Source organism: Dapis hubbardiae BLCC-M172 (assembly GCF_050016015.1).
GTDB lineage: Bacteria > Cyanobacteriota > Cyanobacteriia > Cyanobacteriales > Microcoleaceae > Trichodesmium.
In genome coordinates, this window is record NZ_JBNHEQ010000230.1 from 54,375 (window position 1) to 74,395 (window position 20,021).

Sequence of the window (20,021 nt, forward strand, 5' to 3'; positions counted from 1 at the left end):
AACTGAACCTTAAGAATTTTCAATTCATTCTTTTCTTCTAAGGAGTAGGATTCGGATATTTAGCATGAACCTCATCAATTTCAGCAATAATTTCTTCAGTTAAATTTATCTCCACACTACTAATATTTTCCTTCAATTGTTCCATAGTTGTTGCTCCAATAATTGTACTAGCTACGAACCATCTAGAACGTACATAAGCTAATGCTAATTGTGCCGGAGTCATATTATTTTTATGAGCAATTTCTACATAAGCTTTTACTGCTTCTGTCATATTTGTTTTACGATAACGTTGCTCAAATCCAGGGAATAAAGATAAACGAGAATTTTCAGGAATCCCATCTAAATATTTACCTGTTAAAAGACCAAAAGCTAGAGGACTATAAGCCATTAATCCCACATTATTAAATCGACAAGCTTCTGCTAAATTTATATTAAAAACACGGTTAACTAAACTAAAAGCATTTTGAATTGAAACTATTTTTGGTAAACCTAATTTTTCCGCCAGATGAGAAAATTCACATACTCCCCAAGCTGTCTCATTACTTACTCCTAAATAACGAATTTTTCCAGCTTTAATTAACTCAGAAAATACTTCTAATTGTTCGGCAATAGGTGTAGTATCTCGCTCGTTTTTTTGGTCATAATCGGGCATCCCAAATAGAGGCACATAACGGTCAGGCCAATGAATTTGATAAAGGTCAATATAGTCAGTTTGAAGACGACGCAAACTGTCTTCTATTGCTTGCTGAATATTCGGGCGGTCAACTTGATTCTTTCCACCACGAATCCAAGTCATTTTAGGATTTGGTCCGGCAATTTTTGTGGCAATAATTAATTTATCGCGCTGTTGTTTAACTAACCATTCACCAATATATTCTTCTGTTTTTCCTTGAGTTTCAGCCTTAGTTGGAACTGGATACATTTCTGCTGCATCAATAAAATTAATACCTTCAGCAACAGCATAATTAAGTTGTTGATGAGCTTCTTCAATAGTGTTTTGCTGCCCATAAGTCATGGTGCCTAAACAGATTTCTGATACATTGAGGTTACTATCGCCAAGTTTGTTGTATTTCATCGGTTTGTTTTTTAGTAAATTATCTAATTTTATCTTAGCATTAATGGGAAAAATGAAAATATTTATAGTTGTTTTTTTGAGATGGGAAACAAAAAATATGAGATTTATTTAGATATGCTTGTCGGGCTTATTGAGCAATAAAAACTACCATTTTACTATATTTTTTCTTTAACTTGCTAAACTAAAAACTTTCCTATCTTCCTGATTAAAATTTCAGTTTTTCTTGCCTATACTATTGTAAGAATTCAGTTATTAGGGTTTAGCCCATCCTACGGAATGCTACGCAAACAGCTTTTTAATGAATGAAGTAAGCTTTCTTTTAACTTCTACTAGATTTTACATCAGAAAATTGGGCGTTGCTGAATCAAGGTATGAAAATAAAAGTTGAACAATCTCAAATATTTATTATTCAATAGTTTAGGAACTACCAAAAATAGAAATCATACCCAAAATCAGCAACGCCGAAAATTGAAGCACAAGAACGGCAAACTACAGTTGTAAATCCATACAATTCTGTGGCAGAAAATGTAGATGTATCTTCGAAGCTGATAGTTAACTGCTGAATACTTAGATAGTATTTTTAATATTCTTTGATGCAATAGATATCACATTTTTGATAAGATAAGGGTTTGGAAACTCAACCCCTACAATAGCTTGCCTGTGAATTTATCAGTTGGTTTTTGTACTATCTTTTTTAGTAATTTATAGTTCCCTCAAATTTATGGTAAGGGTTTGGAAACCAAACCCCTACAATATTATTTATTAAAACAAATTTCTGTACCAGTATAATGAGGAACCCAACCTTCTGTTGAAACGAAATATCTAACAGCTTTAACCATCTTTTTTTCTGTTAAATAAAACCAATGTTCTGTATTAGCTGGTACATTAATATATTCTTGTGGTTGTACTGTTAATTCGACTTGACTATTGTCAGGACGTACAAAACCAAAAATACCTTCTCCTGCCACAATATAACGTACTTCATCATCTGCATGGGTATGACATTTATCGAACTTTGATAACATTGCATCAAGATTAGGAATTTCTGGATGTATTGCTACTAAGTCTCGTGACTGATAACCAGCACTTTCTTTTAGTTCCTCAAAATAGTTATCCAAACTTTGTAATAATTGTTCTTTTTCATCATCGCTCAGTACATCTTTTGCTAGTAGATTATGAGTTTCTGAATTCTCTCCTACAGGCCAATAATTCAGTTTTACATTTAAGGGTTCAAGTTCACGAGAAATATCGTTGATTTGAGTGTAAATTGTACCGTCTTCTAGTTTGAGTATTGCCATATTTTACCTTTTTATTTATGACTAAAATTGATTCGATAAGCAAGATAATTCTTGTTTATCTTGACTATCACATTTTAGCACTATTTGTTGTGTGATAATAATTATTATACAGGACTGATAGTTTTTAAACCAACAACTACATTATTCTGTTTACCAAAAAATTAAGGTATAAAGCCTCTCCATTCATGGAGAAAAAAGAAAAAAAATCCTTTTAGTCAATCCTATTCTGTATAAGAAGAAGTAATTATTAATTATTAATTTTTGAAGATCGGGGCAAAGCAACTATACTTAAGCTAGGAGGATTAGAGTAAATTTGAAAAAATTACCTTTTGACGAGCCAATTTACCGAATAATTAATAATTAATAGTTAATAATTAATAATTAAGAGTTGATAGCCAATAATTAATTATTCATTCAAAAATTAAGGTTTAAAGCCTCCCCTTTCAAGGGGATAAATAAAAAAAAATTCCTTTTAGCAAATCCTATCCGTTTCAAGAAGGGGTAATTATTAATTATTAATTGTTCATTGTTAATTGCTGAATTAGTTCTTTATTTTGATTTTTATTTTAACTTTCCCTAAAATCTTCAATTTTTTACCTCATTTAATTCCTAACTCGTATCTCAAAAACTAATACCATTTATCTCTCACAATGCACTTAATAATTGTTGATTAAGCCTAATGTCACTAAGAATTTTATTTCTCAATAATAATGAGATTCATAGATAAATGATATAATATTATGTCGGCTTGAATAGTTATAATTGAAGTTCGCAGTAAGGCTTTAGTCCTAAGTTATAGATATTGCTCAAGTCCTACTGCAAACAAAAACTTTTTTATCACTTATTATCCGGAAATAATATAAGTCATAATCTTGAACAAAAAATTATACATATCAGAAATAATACGGAGTTTTATGAATTTTGGGAACTGTCAAATTTATCTTACTAAATTATGCTATATTGAGAAATAATTTACCTTATTTTTTCAGCAGTCTATCAATGACCAAAAAATAAGGTCTATAGCCTCCCTTTTTAAAGGGTGAAAAAAATTAACTTCAGTATTTCAAGCCTCTGACTTTAGCCAAAGTTACTGATAACTAATAACTGATAACTGAAATGACGTATAGTCTCAGAATTGCAGACTTACCTAGTAATGAACGACCACGGGAAAGGTTAATTGCCTCTGGTCCTAAAAGTCTTTCTACTGCAGAATTAATTGCTATTCTACTAGGTACAGGTCAGGGAAAAGGGAAACTTTCTGCTGTTGGTCTCGGACAATACATCTTAAATCAATTAAGTCAACATCAACGTGACCCCCTCTCAATTCTCCGCAATATTACAGTTCAAGAATTAACTCAAATTCATGGTATTGGTACAGCAAAAGCAACAACCATTCTTGCTGCCATTGAATTAGGAAAAAGAGTCTTTCAATCTCGCCCCCCAGAATTAGCAGTTGTTGATAGTCCCCAAGCTGCTGCTGATGCTTTGAGTCAAGATTTGATGTGGCAAACCCAAGAAAAATTTGCTGTGTTACTTTTGGATGTCAATAACCGCTTACTAGGAACTCAGGTAATTACCATCGGTACAGCAACAGAAACATTAGCTCATCCCCGCGAAATTTTTCGAGAAGTCATTCGTCAAGGTGCAACCAGAGTAATTATTTCTCATAATCATCCTTCTGGAAATGTCGAACCAAGTCCTGAAGATATCAATTTAACTAGACAACTGTTAGCAGGAGCGCAATTTTTAGCGATACCCTTACTCGACCATATTATTATGGGTAATGGAGAACATTCCAGTCTTCGCCAGACAACTAATTTGTGGGAAGAATATCCTCAAGGAGATTAATTTAGAGAATGTTTTCAAAATATCAGGACTTACGCTAAGATACTATATATATACAGTTCAGAAACTATAGCGCTATAGTTTTGAACGCTATATACATATACATGGTCTGGTGTCTAATATCAAATCCGCTTGCTAGGGTTCCCGAAAAATCGGAGTAACAAGAAACCAGGTTTGTGAGAGTTCAATGGTAGGGACGTATCGCTGCGCGACATGGAAAGCGGAGCATTCCGGAACGGAAAACGCATTTTTGCCTGTGCAACGTCGGTACAAGGGAATTTGAGACAAACCCAGTTTGTCTGCTTTTTTATACCGATACTACGGATTTGATATAAGTCCTAATATGTGATGAAAGCGATCGCCACTTAACAACTATCCTCTCAAAAAAATCTAGTTAGAATTAACAACTGATTTGGTAGTTTTTACCTGATTTGGATTCATTGCTGCTTTAGGATAAGCAATACGTTTGTGATTATACTGTTCCCATACCTGTACAAAAATTTCTGCAATACTTGATATCTCTCCCCTCGTCAAACCAGAATCAACCAATTGATTATCCTGCCAACGTGCCCGCAAAATTTTCTTCACCATTTGTAGTGCATCCTTATGAGTCGCATCCTTAAGCGATCGCAACGCTGCCTCACAAGAATCAGCCAACATCACAATAGCGGTTTCCCGTGACTGGGGAGTTGGTCCTGCATAGCGAAAAAGTTCTTCCTTAATCGTCTTTGCTTCCTTCTCCGCTCTTTGCTTGGCTTGATAATAGAAAAAAGCAATTAACATTGTACCCTGATGTTCCGGAATAAACGCCCTAATAGCCTTTGGCAATCTATGTCTACGAGCCATAACTAATCCTTCAGTAACGTGCTTTCTGATAATTTCTACACTCACCCATGGATCGTTAATTTCATCATGTTTATTCGGTCCACCCATTTGATTCTCAATAAAACCCAATGGATCGTGCATTTTACCAATATCGTGATACAAAGTACCCGTTCTCACCAATTCCACATTGCAACCAATTTCTCGTGCTGCCGCTTCCGCCAAACTTGCCACAAACAGAGTATGCTGAAAAGTACCAGGTGCTTCCGATGCCAAACGCTTCAACAGAGGGCGATTAGGATTAGCCAATTCAGACAAACGGATCGGAGTAATCAAATCAAATAAATGCTCCAAATATGGACTCAAACCCAAAGCAACAATACTCCAAACCAAACCTGTGAGTGCTTGCAAACCTACCGGACCTATAATCGCATACCATAATAATCCAGGAGTAGCACGAACAATCAAAATTGTCAATAAATACACCATACCTTGAGTCAACCCCACCCCTACACCTAAAAGCGCCTGTTCCTCACGCGATCGCATTTTTTCTGCTACCAAACTACCAACAATACCACCAGCAGCACTAGCAAACCAATCTATTTTATCAACATCCATACCAATAGGCAGTATCACAGATATCAAACCTACTACTGTTACTCCCATAGTGGAACCATAGAAGTTTCCCACCAACAAACCAATTGCGGGCAAACTACTACTCCAAGGTACTTTCAAGCTGACCAGTAATGGCGCACTCAAACTCAACAACAATAAAAGTATATTATCTCTGCGCCTAAAACAGGGTTTAAATTGTCTTTCTACTATAATTACTATACCTACAGCCCCACTCACAATACACACAAATACCACCAAGCTGCGCCAATTCACTCTACGGCCACTCAGCTTAAATTCATCAAGTAGTATAAAAGCCTTACGGTCAATTGTTTCTCCTGCTTTAACAATAATTTCATCCTTTCTGACTTTGTACTCCACTCCTGGAACATTTTGTGCTGCCTGTTCAACTAATTTCTTAGTTCCTTCTGGATCTTTTGCTAAATTAGCCTGCAAAACATTCTGCAAAATTTTGATGGCTAAATCTTCAGTTTCTATTGGGACTACGCCTACGACTTGCACTCTTAGTGCCTTAACCCATTCCTGTTTAGGTAAATTTGGTGATATTCCTTGAGCCAACATCCGCTCTTTTACCCTTTCAATACCTATCTTAGTTTTTTGCCAACCAGTATCAGACAACTCTAGTAAAGTACGATCGTATACTTCATAACCTTCATTTTTTTTCTCTTGAGTCACAATTTTCGTTGCGTTTTCGTACAAACTGCGAGCTTGCGATACATCGTCTAAAACTCTAGAGTAATTTTGATATAAACTTCTCTTGCGATAAGCTAGTAGTTCTGAAATTGTTTTTTGATCTCTACTACTAATGACTATGGAACTATTTTTTTGATTGTCTTTTGGTATTGATGTTTTACCAGACAAACCTTCCCCTATTGAACTTGAAATTGTTACATTATTGTTTTTACCTGTAACTTTTTCTAAATCTTGATCTTGAGTTAATTTAGGATAATTAGTTGTTTCCGACTCAGGTCCAGGAGGTCTTTCTTGCAACTGCTCCTCGATTATTGTTTGAATAGCCTGCCACTTTTCTTCAGAAACTTGACGTAGATGTTCCTGAGTAGTTGTTGATAATATGCCTGTGTTTATAAAAGGAAAATTAGCAACTATTTCTCTAGCTTGATCCCCCAGTACCAATATTTCTCTTAACTCTTTGTCCACCCTTTGATTCACTGATTGATTAATCATCAACACAGTGATATCCCCAAGTCTAGCTGACTTACGCTTCTCCAAAGTCAGTTTATCATCAGAAACTGTAGCATCATCTGGAGCCTCGATGGTTTTAGGGGCAACAGTTCCCTCTTTTAATTCTGGTTGGTGATAATAACGTTGACCCATAGTAGCTGTTAGAGATGCTATGGCTAGTAACACCAACATTGGCGAGGTTGCCAGAGTTGACCAACTGGATGTTTGTTGTTTTTTCTGGGGTTTCAATAATTTCCCAATTAAACGTGTCAGATACATATTTCTTGATGTCTAAACATCATAGAGTTTTCAATAGCCACTAGCTGGGTGAGGGCGAGGACGAATCACATTTCTGGCAGCAACTGCTGGCACTATACTTTGTGTGACATTGTTTGGGTCATAAACTCCAGACCAAACTGCCCAAAGACTTTTTGCCAAGTTCATAATCTCCATTTCATCCTTCATTCCCAAAAGTTCAACACCCATTTTTTGTCGCCATTCCACAGGAACTCCAGCACTACTGTTATAAGCTCCTGATAAAGTACCTACTATAGTACAAGTCTGAGTTGCCCATCCGCTTCTTGCAGAACGTAATACTGCTAAACCGAAATTTTCTGGGGTACTTAGAAAGCAGTATAAGGCCAAAGAAATAGGTATGAAAAAAGCAGAAGATAGGGATTTTTGTTGACCCTCACAAAATAGTTGCTGTTTCTCAAGAGATTTAAGATTTTTTGACAAATGATTTATTGCTGCATCTAAATTTGCTCCCTGGTTAATCAATTTTTCTACTTGTCTAAGTTGTCCTACTAATGGTTCTTTTTCTCCAATATAGTCGATAATTTTTCCTATTATAGTCAAGGGGTCTAATTTCTCTATCAAAATTTGGGATATTATATATCCAACTACTAAGTTGCCAAGGTTTACTTCTAAATCATTTTCCCAAACTTTTCCCCATTGCTGCAATTTTTGTTGAAGTTTAAATTCATCTTCATGGTATATCAAAGAAACTGGCAAGCTAGTAATAATGGCATTACTGGCTGTCGGATTCAAAACATCATCATTATTTATATAGTTAAAATCAGGATGTTTATTTTTAACTATCCCTACTAATTTTTCTAATTCTACTGGAGAGTCTTTTATTTTGTTTGCCTTGCCAGTATAATCTTTTTTATTCTTCCACTTATTTTGCCATTCTTTATGAACTTTCTGCAAATCCTCTTCATTAAACTCTTGTTTTCTAATTAAGCTTTTTGCACAATTCATTGTAATTTCTCCCCATTTTTTTAAGTAGTTTTCCTCTAACTTTGATCGGTCAAATTTATGCTGATTCATAAATAATTTATAACTTTGGCAATTTTTTTCTACTTGATGCTCAAAGTGAGAACCTACATAATTTCCTAAAGCTGCTCCTAGTAAAGCACCTTGAAATTTACTTAAGAGAGAATACTGCATTATTTTTTCATTTATTCTATACTTTATCTAGTCTTTATTATTTGATTTTCTAATACTATCTATGAATATTATATGGGTGCATCTCATATTTGCAAAAATACTTTTTTCCTGGGGTTGCACATTAAAGAATGATAATAGGTTTTAAACTGTACAGACATGAAGAAAAGAATTATCTAAAAATATCTAATTTCAGACTTCATCATTCCTAATTGTGCAACACCTATTTCCTATTCCCTGTTCCCTGTTCCCTGTGCCCTAAAAGCGATAAAATTTTGGCTTTCTTCACGCATTGAGATGCACCCTATTATATTGATATTACTACTTCAGTAAAAGAATAAGTAGTCCTATATAGTAAAGATCAATTGGATCTGAAATGCCCACTCTAAAATATTGCCAAAATAATTAAATCTACTAGGACCATAAAACATTCTACATTCAGAATATTTTAATTCTTGTCAGGAAAATTTAACTACATATTAATTTATTTGTAAATTATGACAAAGTATATTAATAATAATGGTTTTTCCCAATAAATTTATTTTAAAGTTTTCCTATTTTACGGGGATTTATTATGTCTTGCTCGAATAATAAGAAAGGTATTTAAACCTCATGAGAACCTAGCTATGGGTGAGATAGCCTTAGCATTTTCCCAACTAGAGTTATGTAGTTTTAGACACCAATACTTATTGATAAGAATAGTTTCTAAACAGACCTATATTAAGAAAAAGTAAATTTAAGATTTGAACTACCCTAATGCATAAGTCCACAGACTCCTGTTAAGGTTTAGCTAGGCGAAATGAAAAGCGCAGTTCCTCTTTTAGCATTACCTTCGACTCAGGAAGCAAGAGGCAATATAGTATTTTAAATGATAAGCAAAGCTATAGGGTTAGGATAATATCTAGGATTAGATACTGCCAGGTATTTAATTTAAGTGTACTTAGTCAACCAGGAATTCTGGGTATAGAATAATCTCAGTGGCTGTAAGAGAGAAATTATTTCAAATATTGCTTGTAATATAGTAAAGTTATAAAATTAGTATCTACTTTTTTATTTCCTTAGATTGGCCTGCATACTTAGGTCTACTTACTCTAACTCATCAACATGAAAAACACTATAGCTTTTCTTCCCTAAGTCAATCTCCAGAGGAAACAATAATTTTCCATCATGTTCATCTTCATCTTTAAGCATTTAGAAGACAAATACTTGATTAGGCATTCAAGTTATTACATAATTTAGATAATTTCTCACAGAAAATTTTTAGCTATATATTATAATTGTAGCTATATATAATTTGGCAATTATTTAACTACTACTTTTTTGAAGATAATTAACTATTGCTTTTAGTCCCAATATATAGCTTTCTGAACCAAAACCACTAATTTGACCAATAGCTACTGGTGCAATAAAAGAATGATGTCGAAATTCTTCTCGACGATAAATATTACTGAGATGAACTTCTACTGTGGGAATATTCACCCCAGAAATAGCATCCCTAATGGCCACACTGGTATGGGTATATGCTCCCGCATTAATAACTATGCCTTGGTGTTGCTCACTACTAGTTGAGTGAATTGCATCCACCAAGACACCTTCATGGTTAGACTGTAATACAGAGATTTTTACTCCAAGAGATTCTGCCTCTTGCTCTAACAGTCGATTTATATTATCTAAAGTTTCAGAGCCATATATTCCTGGTTCCCGCAGACCCAGGAGGTTCAAATTTGGCCCATGTAAAACTAAAATACTAAACAAATAATTTAAAGGTTGAATGGTAAAGTTATCAACGACGGGAGCGGTCGTTTACTGGAATGGGAATAGGTTCTGGTTCTGGTTCTGCCTGTGGACCTAATAAAGCCTCAACTAGCTTGCGAGTCCATTCCTTTAATTTTTCGAGTACCTTTTCAATGTAATCCATTAATATCGCATTCCCGCTGGATACTCTCACCATAGCTATTTATTTTATTTTTATAGTGAGGGGTAAGCGGGGCGGGATCTGCCGCTTCCCTTTTCAGACAAAGTTATTGGAAGATTTTAACAGTTTAGCCACAATAAATAGTCATCGTGGCTTTTTGTTTGTTTATCTTTACTTTTATATTAACACTTTTTTTGCTGTTGGTTGAGATGACCATTCAGCAATGATAAGTTGATTTTATGAAAGTATGGACTAAAGACCAGACCTTGAATTAATTATAATCAACTTTTCTCATATTTTTGTCTTTCATTAGACTGAATATAATTTTCTTCTCAACAGGTCAAGAGCTGTACAAGCACTTACTCTTCTAATCCAATCACGATTTCGCAAAGGACTGAAGCGGTATTCAAAACTTTCTACTTCATCTTTAAATCTGGCTATGCCAATATAAACTAAACCCACAGGTTTAGTGTCAGTTCCGCCTCCAGGTCCAGCAATACCAGTAATACTAATTCCCCAGTTAGTTCCTAGCTTCTCGACTACTCCACTTGCCATTTGCTTTGCCACTGCGTGACTTACAGCACCTTCAGCAATTAAATTTTCCTGCTTAACATCTAGCAAAGTAATTTTTACTTGATTTTCATAAGCGATAACTCCACCATGAAAGTATTGTGAACTACCTGGAGTAGAAGTCAACATACTACCCAAGCTTCCACCCGTACAAGATTCTGCCACAGCTAAAGTTTCGCCCTTATCTAACAATAATTTTCCTACTACTGAAGCGAGAGACTCATCATTAATGCCATAACAATCAATTCCGGCAATATCTCGTATTTGTTGTTCTACAGGAAAAATTAATTTATCTGCTAATTCTTGGGACTCAGCACGGGCAGAAATTCTTAATTTTACTTCTCCAAAATTAGCATAAGGAGCAACCGTAGGATTTTTCATTTCTAGTAATGGAGCTACTTTTTCTGCCAAAGTTGACTCCGCAATACCCCAAAATTTTAACGTGTGACTATAGATAGTTTCTCCACACCAACCCTGACTATGGAAATAAGGTACAGCAGTTTCTTCCCACATCATTTTCATTTCAGTGGGAACTCCGGGAAAAGTCATTATTGTTACATCTGCGATTGGTTGCCAAATAATTCCAGGAGCGCTACCTATAGGATTAGGTAAAATATTTGCACCTTGGGGAATTAAGGCTTGTTTTCGGTTACTAGCAGTCATGGGGCGACCCCGATGGGCAAATTTTTGGGTAATATCTTCTATTATTTCGGGTCTTTCTATAAGTGGGGTATTAAAAAAGTCGGCGATAGTGGCCACTGTTAAATCATCTGGGGTCGGGCCTAAACCTCCTGTGAAAATTAATATTTGGGAGCGTTGGGAGGCGATCGCTAATACTTGTTTGATTCTCTCTGGATTATCTCCTACTACATTTTGATAGTAATGAGCTATTCCTAATCTTGCTAGTTCTTGGGCTAAAAATTGAGCATTACTATTTAGGATATCTCCTAATAGTAGTTCTGTACCAACACATATAATTTCTGCAATCATATTTATAATGGATAATTGATAATTTAACAGTTTGTAGTGTAAATGCAAATTATTTTTCTTTAACTACATTAGAGTTGTTGGGAATTCAGTCCTAAAAACAAGACTAAAGCCATTATAAGTTAAGGTTTATAGTGCTTTTATAGTCTAAAATTATGAAAATATTATATAGTCAGCCTTTGAGCATTTTAAGAGCATTTTAAATTTCTATTTCCAAACAAATCTCTATATAGCAGTTCTATTTTATTTGTGTATAAAAACCTTAACGCTTTTAGGTATTGAGGGACAACTTAACTGTTAACAGGCGCGAGTTTCAGTTTTTTATCTACTTTTTGATTACCCGCAACCTATGGGAAAATTGGTATATATTTTTCATAATTATAGCGTTTCTCAAGCTTATGAGGTACACAAGCTCTTTAATTTCTTTTCTATTCCCTATTCCCTATTCCCTATTTCCTGTTCTCTGTTCCCTGTTCCCTGTTCCCTAAAACAAATGAATTTTGTACCTCACGCTTCTTGGGAATTGCTATATTAATTATTAATTATTAATTGTCTTAAGCTTGTTTTTGTTTCCAAACTTTCCAACTTGTATAAGCTAGTAAACCTGTAGCACTAAAAGCATAAATTGCACCACTAGGAATACCTGAAAAAGCCATGGCTAAACTTCCTACCCACAGTGTTAGTGAGTAAATAAAAAAAACTGTTAATCTTTGCGATAAACCAGCGTCTAATAAACGATGATGTAGATGACGTTTATCTGCAATAAAAGGAGATTTCCCATTTCGTAAACGGCCTAAAATTACTGCAGACATATCTAAAATTGGTACCGCTAGAATTAGATATGGTAAAACAACAGAAGTAACTACAGTTGTTTTTACTAAACCTATTACTCCTACTCCTGCTAGAGTAAATCCTACATAATAAGCTCCTCCATCTCCCATAAATATTTGGGCTGGATTAAAGTTATAACGGAGAAAACCTAGTGTTGCACCAGCTAAAGCTGCTGCTATTAAAGCTGCTGCTGGTTGATCCATAAATATACTAACAATTAACATCACAAAAGCTGCAATACCAGAAACACCAGCAGCTAAACCATCTACACCATCAATCCAATTAATAGCATTTGCCATACCTACTAACCAAATCACAGTTATAGGCCAGCTTAATATATTAATATGTACTAATCCATAAAAAGGAATAGTCAGAAAATCTATATGTACTCCAACTATCCAAGCCATACTAGCAGCAATTATTTGCATAAATAACCTGAATAGTGGTGATAAACCAAACAAGTCATCTGCTAAACCAATCATAAAAAAAGCTAAACCGCCGACTGTTACTCCCCATATTTCAAACTCTTTTTCTGGGGGTAAAATATTGCCATTAGTATCTATAAATCCACCCAACCACCAAACAATTAAAAGAGCAACTAGGCTACTAATAAAAATAGAAACTCCTCCCAAACGTACCATTGGTTTTTTATGAATTTTACGACCGCCGGGATGGTCTACAAGTCCTATTTTGAGAGCAATTTTTTTGATTATTGGTGTAATTAAAATTACAAATAAAGTCGAAATAACTAAGGTAATTAAATGGTACAGATAATTAGGTATCTGGAATAATGGAGGGTTAAGAGTTAATAATAAATTATTAATTTGGTTTAGTATCATCAGAATATTTTGCGACTAACTATAATATAAATAGGTTATGATTGTAGAAAATTAAAATATTTTTTTTGTAATAGTTGGGCAGTTACACTAAAACGTAATTATTTCAAACTGGCGTTGCTGAATAAAAGTATGATTTTAGGAGTTAGGAGCTAGAAAGAATCTTTTTGAGTAATTTAAAGAGTTGGAATAGCTCTGATTTCTCCTTAAATAATTTAGGAATTTCATACCGTGTTTCACCAACGCCTTAAAACTATAGTGCTACCCTATATTTAATATTTGACTTTTTAGTAGAGACATTATATAGAACGTCTCTACTAATTCCTAATTAAATATACAACCTTGGGGTAAAATTTAGCCTTTAAATTAGCTAATATGTATTATCGAGTTTTCGATCTAGAATTAATCCCCAATTAGGATTTACCGAAAATCCAAACTTCTTTAGACTAGACTAGGAACTTTAGCCATCAGATGAGGATAGAGAGGAAAACCATTGCATAATGATGCTACCCTGTCTCGACACTTTTGAGCTACTCCTTCATCTTCTGGACTTAGTAATCTTTCCGCAATAATATCGCCTATTTCTGTAAATTCAGCAGCTTTCATCCCTCGACTTGTCATTGCTGGAGAACCCAGTCGGAGACCACTGGTAACAAAAGGAGACTCTGGGTCAAAAGGTACAGTATTTTTATTAGCAGTAATATTTACCCCACTCATCAACTTATCTGCTTTTTTACCTGTCATACTTACTGACCTTAAATCCACTAACATAACGTGATTTTCCGTACCACCGGAGACTATTTTTAATCCGCGTTTTTGCAGTTGGGTTGCTAAGGCAGCAGCATTTTCTATAACTTGGCCGGAATAAGTCTTAAATTCTGGCTTTAAAGCTTCTCCAAATGCAACTGCTTTGGCTGCAATAACGTGTTCTAAAGGACCACCTTGAGTTCCGGGAAATACTGCTTTGTCTAATTTTTTCCCTAATTCTGGGTCGCGGGTCAGGATTAAACCGCCTCGTGGCCCCCTTAAAGTTTTGTGGGTGGTAGTTGTTACTACATCACAGTGGGGGACTGGGTTAGGATGATGACCTGTTGCTACTAAACCAGCAATATGAGCAATATCCGCTAATAAATAAGCTCCTACTTCATCGGCGATCGCCCGGAATTTCTCAAAATCAATTATCTGAGAATAGGCAGAATAACCACAAATCAGCAATTTGGGTTTATGTTCTTTTGCCAGTTCAAGAACTTGGTCATAGTCTATAGCCTCTGTTTCCTGACTTACACCATAATGATGAACTTTGAACCATTTACCAGAAATGTTAACTGGGGAACCGTGGGTCAAATGTCCACCGTGGGATAAGTCCATTCCCATGATGGTATCCCCTGGTTGTAATAATGTGAGGAACACTGCAAGGTTGGCCTGCGCTCCAGCATGGGGTTGTACATTGGCGTGGGCAGCTCCAAATAATTCTTTGGCACGGTCTATGGCTATTTGTTCGATTTTGTCTATAAATTCACAACCGCCGTAGTAACGTTTACCTGGGAGACCTTCGGCATATTTGTTGGTGAGTACGGAACCTTGGGCAGCCATTACTGCTGGTGAGGTAAAATTTTCACTGGCAATTAGTTCTAGGTGGTCTTGTTGCCGTCCGTATTCTTTTTGAATTAGTTCGGCTACTAAGGGGTCAGTATCGGCAAGAAAGTTAGTGTTAATCATGCTCTATATTTTTTGAGGCTACATTAAAAGTATATGCCCCACACCGGAACTTAGGTTTTCAGTGTGGGGCTGAGGAATCTAGTTTAGAGTAATGAAATTGGTTAATTGACTTTTAGAATTTATTTTCAATCACTAACTCACTCAATGGTAATTGTCCGGGTTTTGGCCAAGGGTCTTTAACTTTTTTGCCAATGGCTACCATAGGACCCATTACATAATTTTTGGGTAAATTAATTAATTCTGCTAGTTTCTCAATATCAAAGCCAATCATTGGGCAGGAATCATAACCCATCGCTGTTGCTGTTAACATTAAGGTTTGCATTGCCATACCTATTGAACGTTGAGCTTCGTCTCGCTGAAGCCATTCACGACCTTGATGGAAAGGTTCTATCATACCTACAAGTTGCTTGGCGACTTGCTCTGGAGCATTTTTCCAGTAGCGTTCGGGTTCTTTTTCCCAAGCTTTCACATCTGCTGTAAAGAGAATGAGTAAAGAAGCTTCTGTTATTTGAGCTTGATCGAAACCAAGTTGTCTGACTTGTTGCCGTAATTCTGGATCTCGAAGAATAACAAAACGCCAATGTTGAATATTAAAACTGGTGGGAGCTTGAATTGTTGTCTCCAGAAGTTTTTGTTCTTCTTCAGGTGTTATTTTATGGTTAGGATCGTAATGTTTAACAGCACGACGTTGATAAATTACGTCTAAAGCATCCATTGAGTCAAACTCCTGTTGATAAGTTTTAAATTCAGAAACTGAGTTTTTGCATAGAATAAAAAACTCAGTCTCCCTATTTGGGTTCTCTCTGTTAGGCAACGGTTTTGTTCAATTTTACCTGAAATGGGGATCAAATAATCTACCTAATTTTTGAGTAACAAAATAGGTGCTCATTTTAGTTATTAGTTATCAGTTTGCCCAGGGAAGCAGAAAAAGGGAATGGAGAATCAAAAAGCTTTTTAAATAATGGTTTAAGTAATTATTTATTGATTCTTAAAGTTGTAACCATACCGAATAAAGTATATGCCCCATACTGACACTTGAGGTTTTCAGTATGGGGCAGAAAGATTTAGTTTATGACGTTGGTCATCTTAGATATTTGAGCAGTAGAATTGTTTCTAAAGTATTTACTGTGTCAACTATTCGGAAATTAACACCGTACTTTACAAAGATTATCCTGGAAATAGAATCTAGAAAAACAGCAAGCTTTATAAGTTATGCCAAAAATTAAGCAACTTTTCAATTAGAGGACGAACCAGAGGAGAAACGGTTTCTTTGAGCACAATTGGCGTAATAATACTTGTTGCACTATCCAATAGCTTCTTGATTTTCGGATCTTTTTTTGCCACCTCTAAAGCTTGATCCTCGTTAGGATATTTTTTTATAATTTCGCCCAGTGAATTTTGGATTTCTTCAACTTCAGGTGGTACAGAGTTATTGTTGTATTGTTGTTGACCAATGCCACTAACCTGACCTCCATAATTAACAAAAGTTCCTGTATTCTCAATTCCTTTATTGATTGGGGTATCTGGCATAATTCAATCTCCTTTGTTAGCTGAAAATTGTTTTACCATTAGTTAAACTCATTAGTCCTAAAACTGTGTACTTGATTAACTTCAAAACTGCTGTAAAGTAAATTAAATAAAGTAACAAAGCGACATATTTATCTGAAAATTATATCTAGCCTCAGCATTTATTTTTAATTTTGCATTCAATTTGATATGGGTCGTAAAAAATCATTGGTAAAAGTTCTAAAATTACAGGTATTCCCACAAAAAACAAAAACAATAAAATCAAAATTCTATATATTATTGGCACTCCAGTAATTTCATTTTTTTTCCTAACGCTTTTTATGAAATTCTTTTGTTCTAGTCGCTTTTTTTTTGCTGTAGAGTAAGCTTTAACTATTTTTTCATATTTACTGATTTTTTGGTAAACTTGATAGGTAAATTGTTTACTGTTTTGTTGACTCCATAATTTAGTTAGGGTAAATGATAATAAAGCTAAACTTTCCTGTTCTTTCTTAAAATTAATAACATCTTTAATCAGGCTTTCAAGCAGTTTTTTTTCAACTTTAAATCCCAACTTTTGAGTAGGTTTTTCTATTACTTCCCTTAATTGGTCTGACTTCATTGGTTCCAACGTAATTCCATCTTTTTCTAAGACATCCGCTAACGGTTTATGGAACTCAGCATTTTCTAAAAAATTTGTTCCTATTGCAGTAATTAACTTTGTTGATAAGGAGGATTTTTCTGTGGAGTTTTGAAATGTTTCTAAGAGAGAATTAATAAATTTATATCGAGTTTCACCATCAGTACAAAGACTGTAGAGTTGTTCAAATTGGTCTGCAATAATTAAGATACGATTCTTTGGATTTTTTTCCTGTATTTTATCAATGATTTCTGACAATGAAGTAGTTTTATTTTGAAGTAAAGATTTTAGTTTCTTGGCTTCAGTCTCTAATTCTGTTTCATTAACATCTGGAATATAGAGTTTAACTAAAGCTTGAGCAAGATCATAAAAAGGTTCTTCTCCTGGACGAAAAAATGTAAATAGCCAATTTTTTGCTTTTTTTACTAATTGCGGAACTAATCCTGCTAAAATCACTGAAGATTTACCAGTTTTTGATTTGCCTAAAACTGGAATAAAATTATTTGTTTCAATAGCTGTAAGAAGTTTTTTTACAAATTCATCTCTACCAAAAAAATATTCAGCATCTCTTGGAAGAAAACTAGAGAAACCCTTATAGGGACAGTTAACATCATCCTTTTCTAAATAAACATTGAGATTGACAACAACATTATTTTGAACACCAATACCAGTAAGTGTTCCATAATTGTTCAAGCTGCCTTTATTGTCAATTCCTGTTTTTGATGCTTTTTCATTATTTTGTGCAGCCATTACACTTGAAAATTAAGGGCTAGTTTTCAACTAATAAGCCAGTAGAATAAGTTCATAAATTACCCGTACAAGAATCATAATTAAGAGTGTAAGCTCAACTTAAAAAGTAATATAAAATTTTATAGTGTAAAACGTAGTAGTATAATATTTGATTATATTTACAACACAAGCTTCTAAACTGCAACAAGCAAGATGCTTATGTTACCAAACTAAAAAAAAAATAGTTTATTCTGATCGGATAAGCTAGCTACTTCTTCCTTGCTTACTTCTTACTTCTTCCTTCTTCCTTCTTCCTTCTGCAATAGTGGCGCAGCATTTAACAATGTTTGAGTATAAGAATGCTGCGGAGAATTAAATATCTCTTCTGTCTTCCCTTGCTCAACAATTTTGCCACTATTCATAACAGCAATTCTGTCACAAATAAATCTAGCTACCCACAAGTCATGGGTAATAAATAAATAAGTTAAATTTAATTCTTTTTTCAACTCCAACATTAAGTCTAAAACTTGAGTTTGAATAGTGGCGTCTAACATACTTACAGGTTCATCACAAATGACAAGTTTTGGATTAGTAATTAATGCTCTGGCAATAGCAACTCTTTGTTGTTGCCCTCCAGATAATTCGGAAGGATATCGATTACCATATTCTGCTACTGGAGTCAAACCTACTTTTTCTAGCATTTCCTCAACTTGAATTTTAGCTTTTTCCGTGCTAGCTAAATTATGGATAAATAGGGGGTCAGCTATTATCTGGTTAACAGTCATCATGGGGTTGAGACAAGCGAGGGGGTCTTGAAATATCATTTGCATTTCGCGACGGTAAGGTTGTAAGGCGGAGTGGGAAAGAATTGTTAAATCTGTATCTTGAAATTCGACTGAACCAGAAGTAGATTTAATTAATTGTAAAATAGTTCGAGATAAGGTACTTTTACCACAACCAGATTCTCCGACTAATCCTAATATTTCTCCTGAATAAAGATTTAAGTTAACTCCATCAACTGCTTTAATAAGTTTGCTTTTGCCAGAAAAAAATAACTGCTCTATAAAATTACTTTCTAAGCTGTAATGTTTAACTAAATCTTTGATTTGTAAAATAGGTTTAGCTGTTTTGGCAACTCTTATTTCTTCAGAATTTTCTGGTTGAATTTGAGGAGAATTAGATTCAACAACTTGAATATGTAAAGCAGCTTCAAACAGAGATTTGGTATATTTATGTTGGGGGTTGTGAAGAATTTTTTCAATAGAGCCTTTTTCTACTATTTCACCTCCATACATCACAGCAATACGGTCACAATATTCTCCCACCATTGCCAAATCATGGGAAATTAATAATAAAGAAGTCTGACGTTCTTGGCAAAGTCTAGTTAACTCCTGCAAAATTTGAGATGCTATAGTTACATCCAAGCTGGTAGTAGGTTCGTCAGCAACTATCAATTTCGGGTCAAGTAAAAGTGCTAGAGCGATCGCCACCCTTTGTCGCATTCCCCCACTAAATTCATGGGGATATTGAGACCAACGACTAGCAGGAATATTAACAGTTTCGAGAGTCTCTATAGATTTTTTTTCTGCCTGAGATTTAGATAGATAGGGTTGGTGTGCTTTAATAGTTTCTATACAATGATCCCCAATAGTCATTAATGGGTCGAGGCGAGTCATCGGGTCTTGGAAAACTAATGCTACTGCTTCACCACGAAATTTTCTGAGTTGAGAGGGGTTCATCCCAAACACGGATTTTTCCCCGAAGGTAACAGACCCCTCAACTTGTACCGACTGGGGTAATAATCTCATAGCAGCACGTCCGAGGGTAGATTTACCGCATCCAGATTCTCCCACTAATCCTAATTTTTCTCCAGGTTGAAGTTTTAGAGAAACATTATTTACTGCCCAATGAGATTTTCCACGTTTTTCAGGATAAGCTACTCGTAGATTTTCAATATTAAGTAAGGGATTCATTAGTTAAAAGT

Annotated in this window: 14 protein-coding genes; 1 reads left to right on the forward strand and 13 read right to left on the reverse strand. The window is 34.8% G+C overall.

Annotated features, from left to right (window positions below):
* Positions 1-37 precede the first annotated feature (37 nt).
* Complete coding sequence (locus tag ACP6PK_RS21440) at positions 38-1,075, reverse strand: NADP(H)-dependent aldo-keto reductase (protein ID WP_426562475.1); 1,038 nt, start codon at positions 1,073-1,075, stop codon at positions 38-40.
* Between the two features lie 755 nt (positions 1,076-1,830).
* Positions 1,831-2,373: a 1,2-dihydroxy-3-keto-5-methylthiopentene dioxygenase gene (locus ACP6PK_RS21445; RefSeq protein WP_426562477.1), complete on the reverse strand. Its 543-nt coding sequence runs from the start codon at positions 2,371-2,373 to the stop codon at positions 1,831-1,833.
* A gap of 1,116 nt (positions 2,374-3,489) precedes the next feature.
* On the opposite strand from ACP6PK_RS21445, the gene radC reads away from it, so the two are divergent.
* Entirely contained in the window at positions 3,490-4,221 is a 732-nt protein-coding gene (gene radC / locus ACP6PK_RS21450) for a RadC family protein (protein WP_426562479.1), read from the forward strand.
* Positions 4,222-4,608: 387 nt separating this feature from the next.
* Here the strand turns inward: radC and ACP6PK_RS21455 are convergent, their stop codons facing one another.
* From ACP6PK_RS21455 to ACP6PK_RS21505, 11 genes are all read right to left on the reverse strand, one after another.
* Complete coding sequence (locus ACP6PK_RS21455; RefSeq protein WP_426562481.1) at positions 4,609-7,134, reverse strand: HD family phosphohydrolase; 2,526 nt, start codon at positions 7,132-7,134, stop codon at positions 4,609-4,611.
* Between the two features lie 30 nt (positions 7,135-7,164).
* Positions 7,165-8,307: an ADP-ribosylglycohydrolase family protein gene (locus ACP6PK_RS21460; protein ID WP_426562483.1), complete on the reverse strand. Its 1,143-nt coding sequence runs from the start codon at positions 8,305-8,307 to the stop codon at positions 7,165-7,167.
* 1,302 nt (positions 8,308-9,609) lie between these two features.
* Entirely contained in the window at positions 9,610-10,059 is a 450-nt protein-coding gene (gene aroQ, locus ACP6PK_RS21465) for a type II 3-dehydroquinate dehydratase (RefSeq protein ID WP_426562485.1), read from the reverse strand.
* A 28-nt stretch (positions 10,060-10,087) separates the two neighbouring features.
* Positions 10,088-10,222 carry a hypothetical protein gene (locus tag ACP6PK_RS21470; protein ID WP_256386479.1) on the reverse strand — a complete coding sequence of 45 codons (135 nt, stop codon included), beginning with the start codon at positions 10,220-10,222 and terminating at the stop codon, positions 10,088-10,090.
* A gap of 306 nt (positions 10,223-10,528) precedes the next feature.
* Positions 10,529-11,779, reverse strand: coding sequence for a competence/damage-inducible protein A (locus ACP6PK_RS21475; RefSeq protein WP_426562487.1), 1,251 nt, complete (start codon positions 11,777-11,779; stop codon positions 10,529-10,531).
* 551 nt (positions 11,780-12,330) lie between these two features.
* On the reverse strand, positions 12,331-13,389 hold the full coding sequence (locus ACP6PK_RS21480; RefSeq protein ID WP_094670678.1) for a glycosyltransferase family 4 protein: 1,059 nt from the start codon (positions 13,387-13,389) through the stop codon (positions 12,331-12,333).
* Positions 13,390-13,884: 495 nt separating this feature from the next.
* Entirely contained in the window at positions 13,885-15,162 is a 1,278-nt protein-coding gene (gene glyA / locus ACP6PK_RS21485; protein WP_426562489.1) for a serine hydroxymethyltransferase, read from the reverse strand.
* Between the two features lie 112 nt (positions 15,163-15,274).
* Positions 15,275-15,877, reverse strand: a complete 603-nt coding sequence (locus tag ACP6PK_RS21490; RefSeq protein WP_426562491.1) for a nitroreductase family protein — start codon at positions 15,875-15,877, stop codon at positions 15,275-15,277.
* Between the two features lie 488 nt (positions 15,878-16,365).
* Positions 16,366-16,692, reverse strand: a complete 327-nt coding sequence (locus ACP6PK_RS21495; protein ID WP_426562493.1) for a hypothetical protein — start codon at positions 16,690-16,692, stop codon at positions 16,366-16,368.
* Positions 16,693-16,843: 151 nt separating this feature from the next.
* Positions 16,844-18,058 (reverse strand): nSTAND1 domain-containing NTPase, encoded by a 1,215-nt coding sequence (locus ACP6PK_RS21500; RefSeq protein ID WP_426562495.1) that lies wholly within the window; start codon positions 18,056-18,058, stop codon positions 16,844-16,846.
* A gap of 269 nt (positions 18,059-18,327) precedes the next feature.
* Positions 18,328-20,010 carry a dipeptide ABC transporter ATP-binding protein gene (locus ACP6PK_RS21505; protein ID WP_426562497.1) on the reverse strand — a complete coding sequence of 561 codons (1,683 nt, stop codon included), beginning with the start codon at positions 20,008-20,010 and terminating at the stop codon, positions 18,328-18,330.
* Positions 20,011-20,021 lie beyond the last annotated feature (11 nt).

What these genes read in the sequence shown, in the direction of transcription:
- ACP6PK_RS21440 (WP_426562475.1), bottom strand. Translation starts at nt 1,075, where the DNA reads ATGAAATACAACAAACTTGGCGATAGTAACCTCAATGTATCAGAAATC.
- ACP6PK_RS21445 (WP_426562477.1), bottom strand. Translation starts at nt 2,373, where the DNA reads ATGGCAATACTCAAACTAGAAGACGGTACAATTTACACTCAAATCAAC.
- radC (WP_426562479.1), top strand. Translation starts at nt 3,490, where the DNA reads ATGACGTATAGTCTCAGAATTGCAGACTTACCTAGTAATGAACGACCA.
- ACP6PK_RS21455 (WP_426562481.1), bottom strand. Translation starts at nt 7,134, where the DNA reads ATGTATCTGACACGTTTAATTGGGAAATTATTGAAACCCCAGAAAAAA.
- ACP6PK_RS21460 (WP_426562483.1), bottom strand. Translation starts at nt 8,307, where the DNA reads ATGCAGTATTCTCTCTTAAGTAAATTTCAAGGTGCTTTACTAGGAGCA.
- ACP6PK_RS21470 (WP_256386479.1), bottom strand. Translation starts at nt 10,222, where the DNA reads ATGGATTACATTGAAAAGGTACTCGAAAAATTAAAGGAATGGACTCGC.
- ACP6PK_RS21475 (WP_426562487.1), bottom strand. Translation starts at nt 11,779, where the DNA reads ATGATTGCAGAAATTATATGTGTTGGTACAGAACTACTATTAGGAGAT.
- glyA (WP_426562489.1), bottom strand. Translation starts at nt 15,162, where the DNA reads ATGATTAACACTAACTTTCTTGCCGATACTGACCCCTTAGTAGCCGAA.
- ACP6PK_RS21490 (WP_426562491.1), bottom strand. Translation starts at nt 15,877, where the DNA reads ATGGATGCTTTAGACGTAATTTATCAACGTCGTGCTGTTAAACATTAC.
- ACP6PK_RS21495 (WP_426562493.1), bottom strand. Translation starts at nt 16,692, where the DNA reads ATGCCAGATACCCCAATCAATAAAGGAATTGAGAATACAGGAACTTTT.
- ACP6PK_RS21500 (WP_426562495.1), bottom strand. Translation starts at nt 18,058, where the DNA reads ATGGCTGCACAAAATAATGAAAAAGCATCAAAAACAGGAATTGACAAT.
- ACP6PK_RS21505 (WP_426562497.1), bottom strand. Translation starts at nt 20,010, where the DNA reads ATGAATCCCTTACTTAATATTGAAAATCTACGAGTAGCTTATCCTGAA.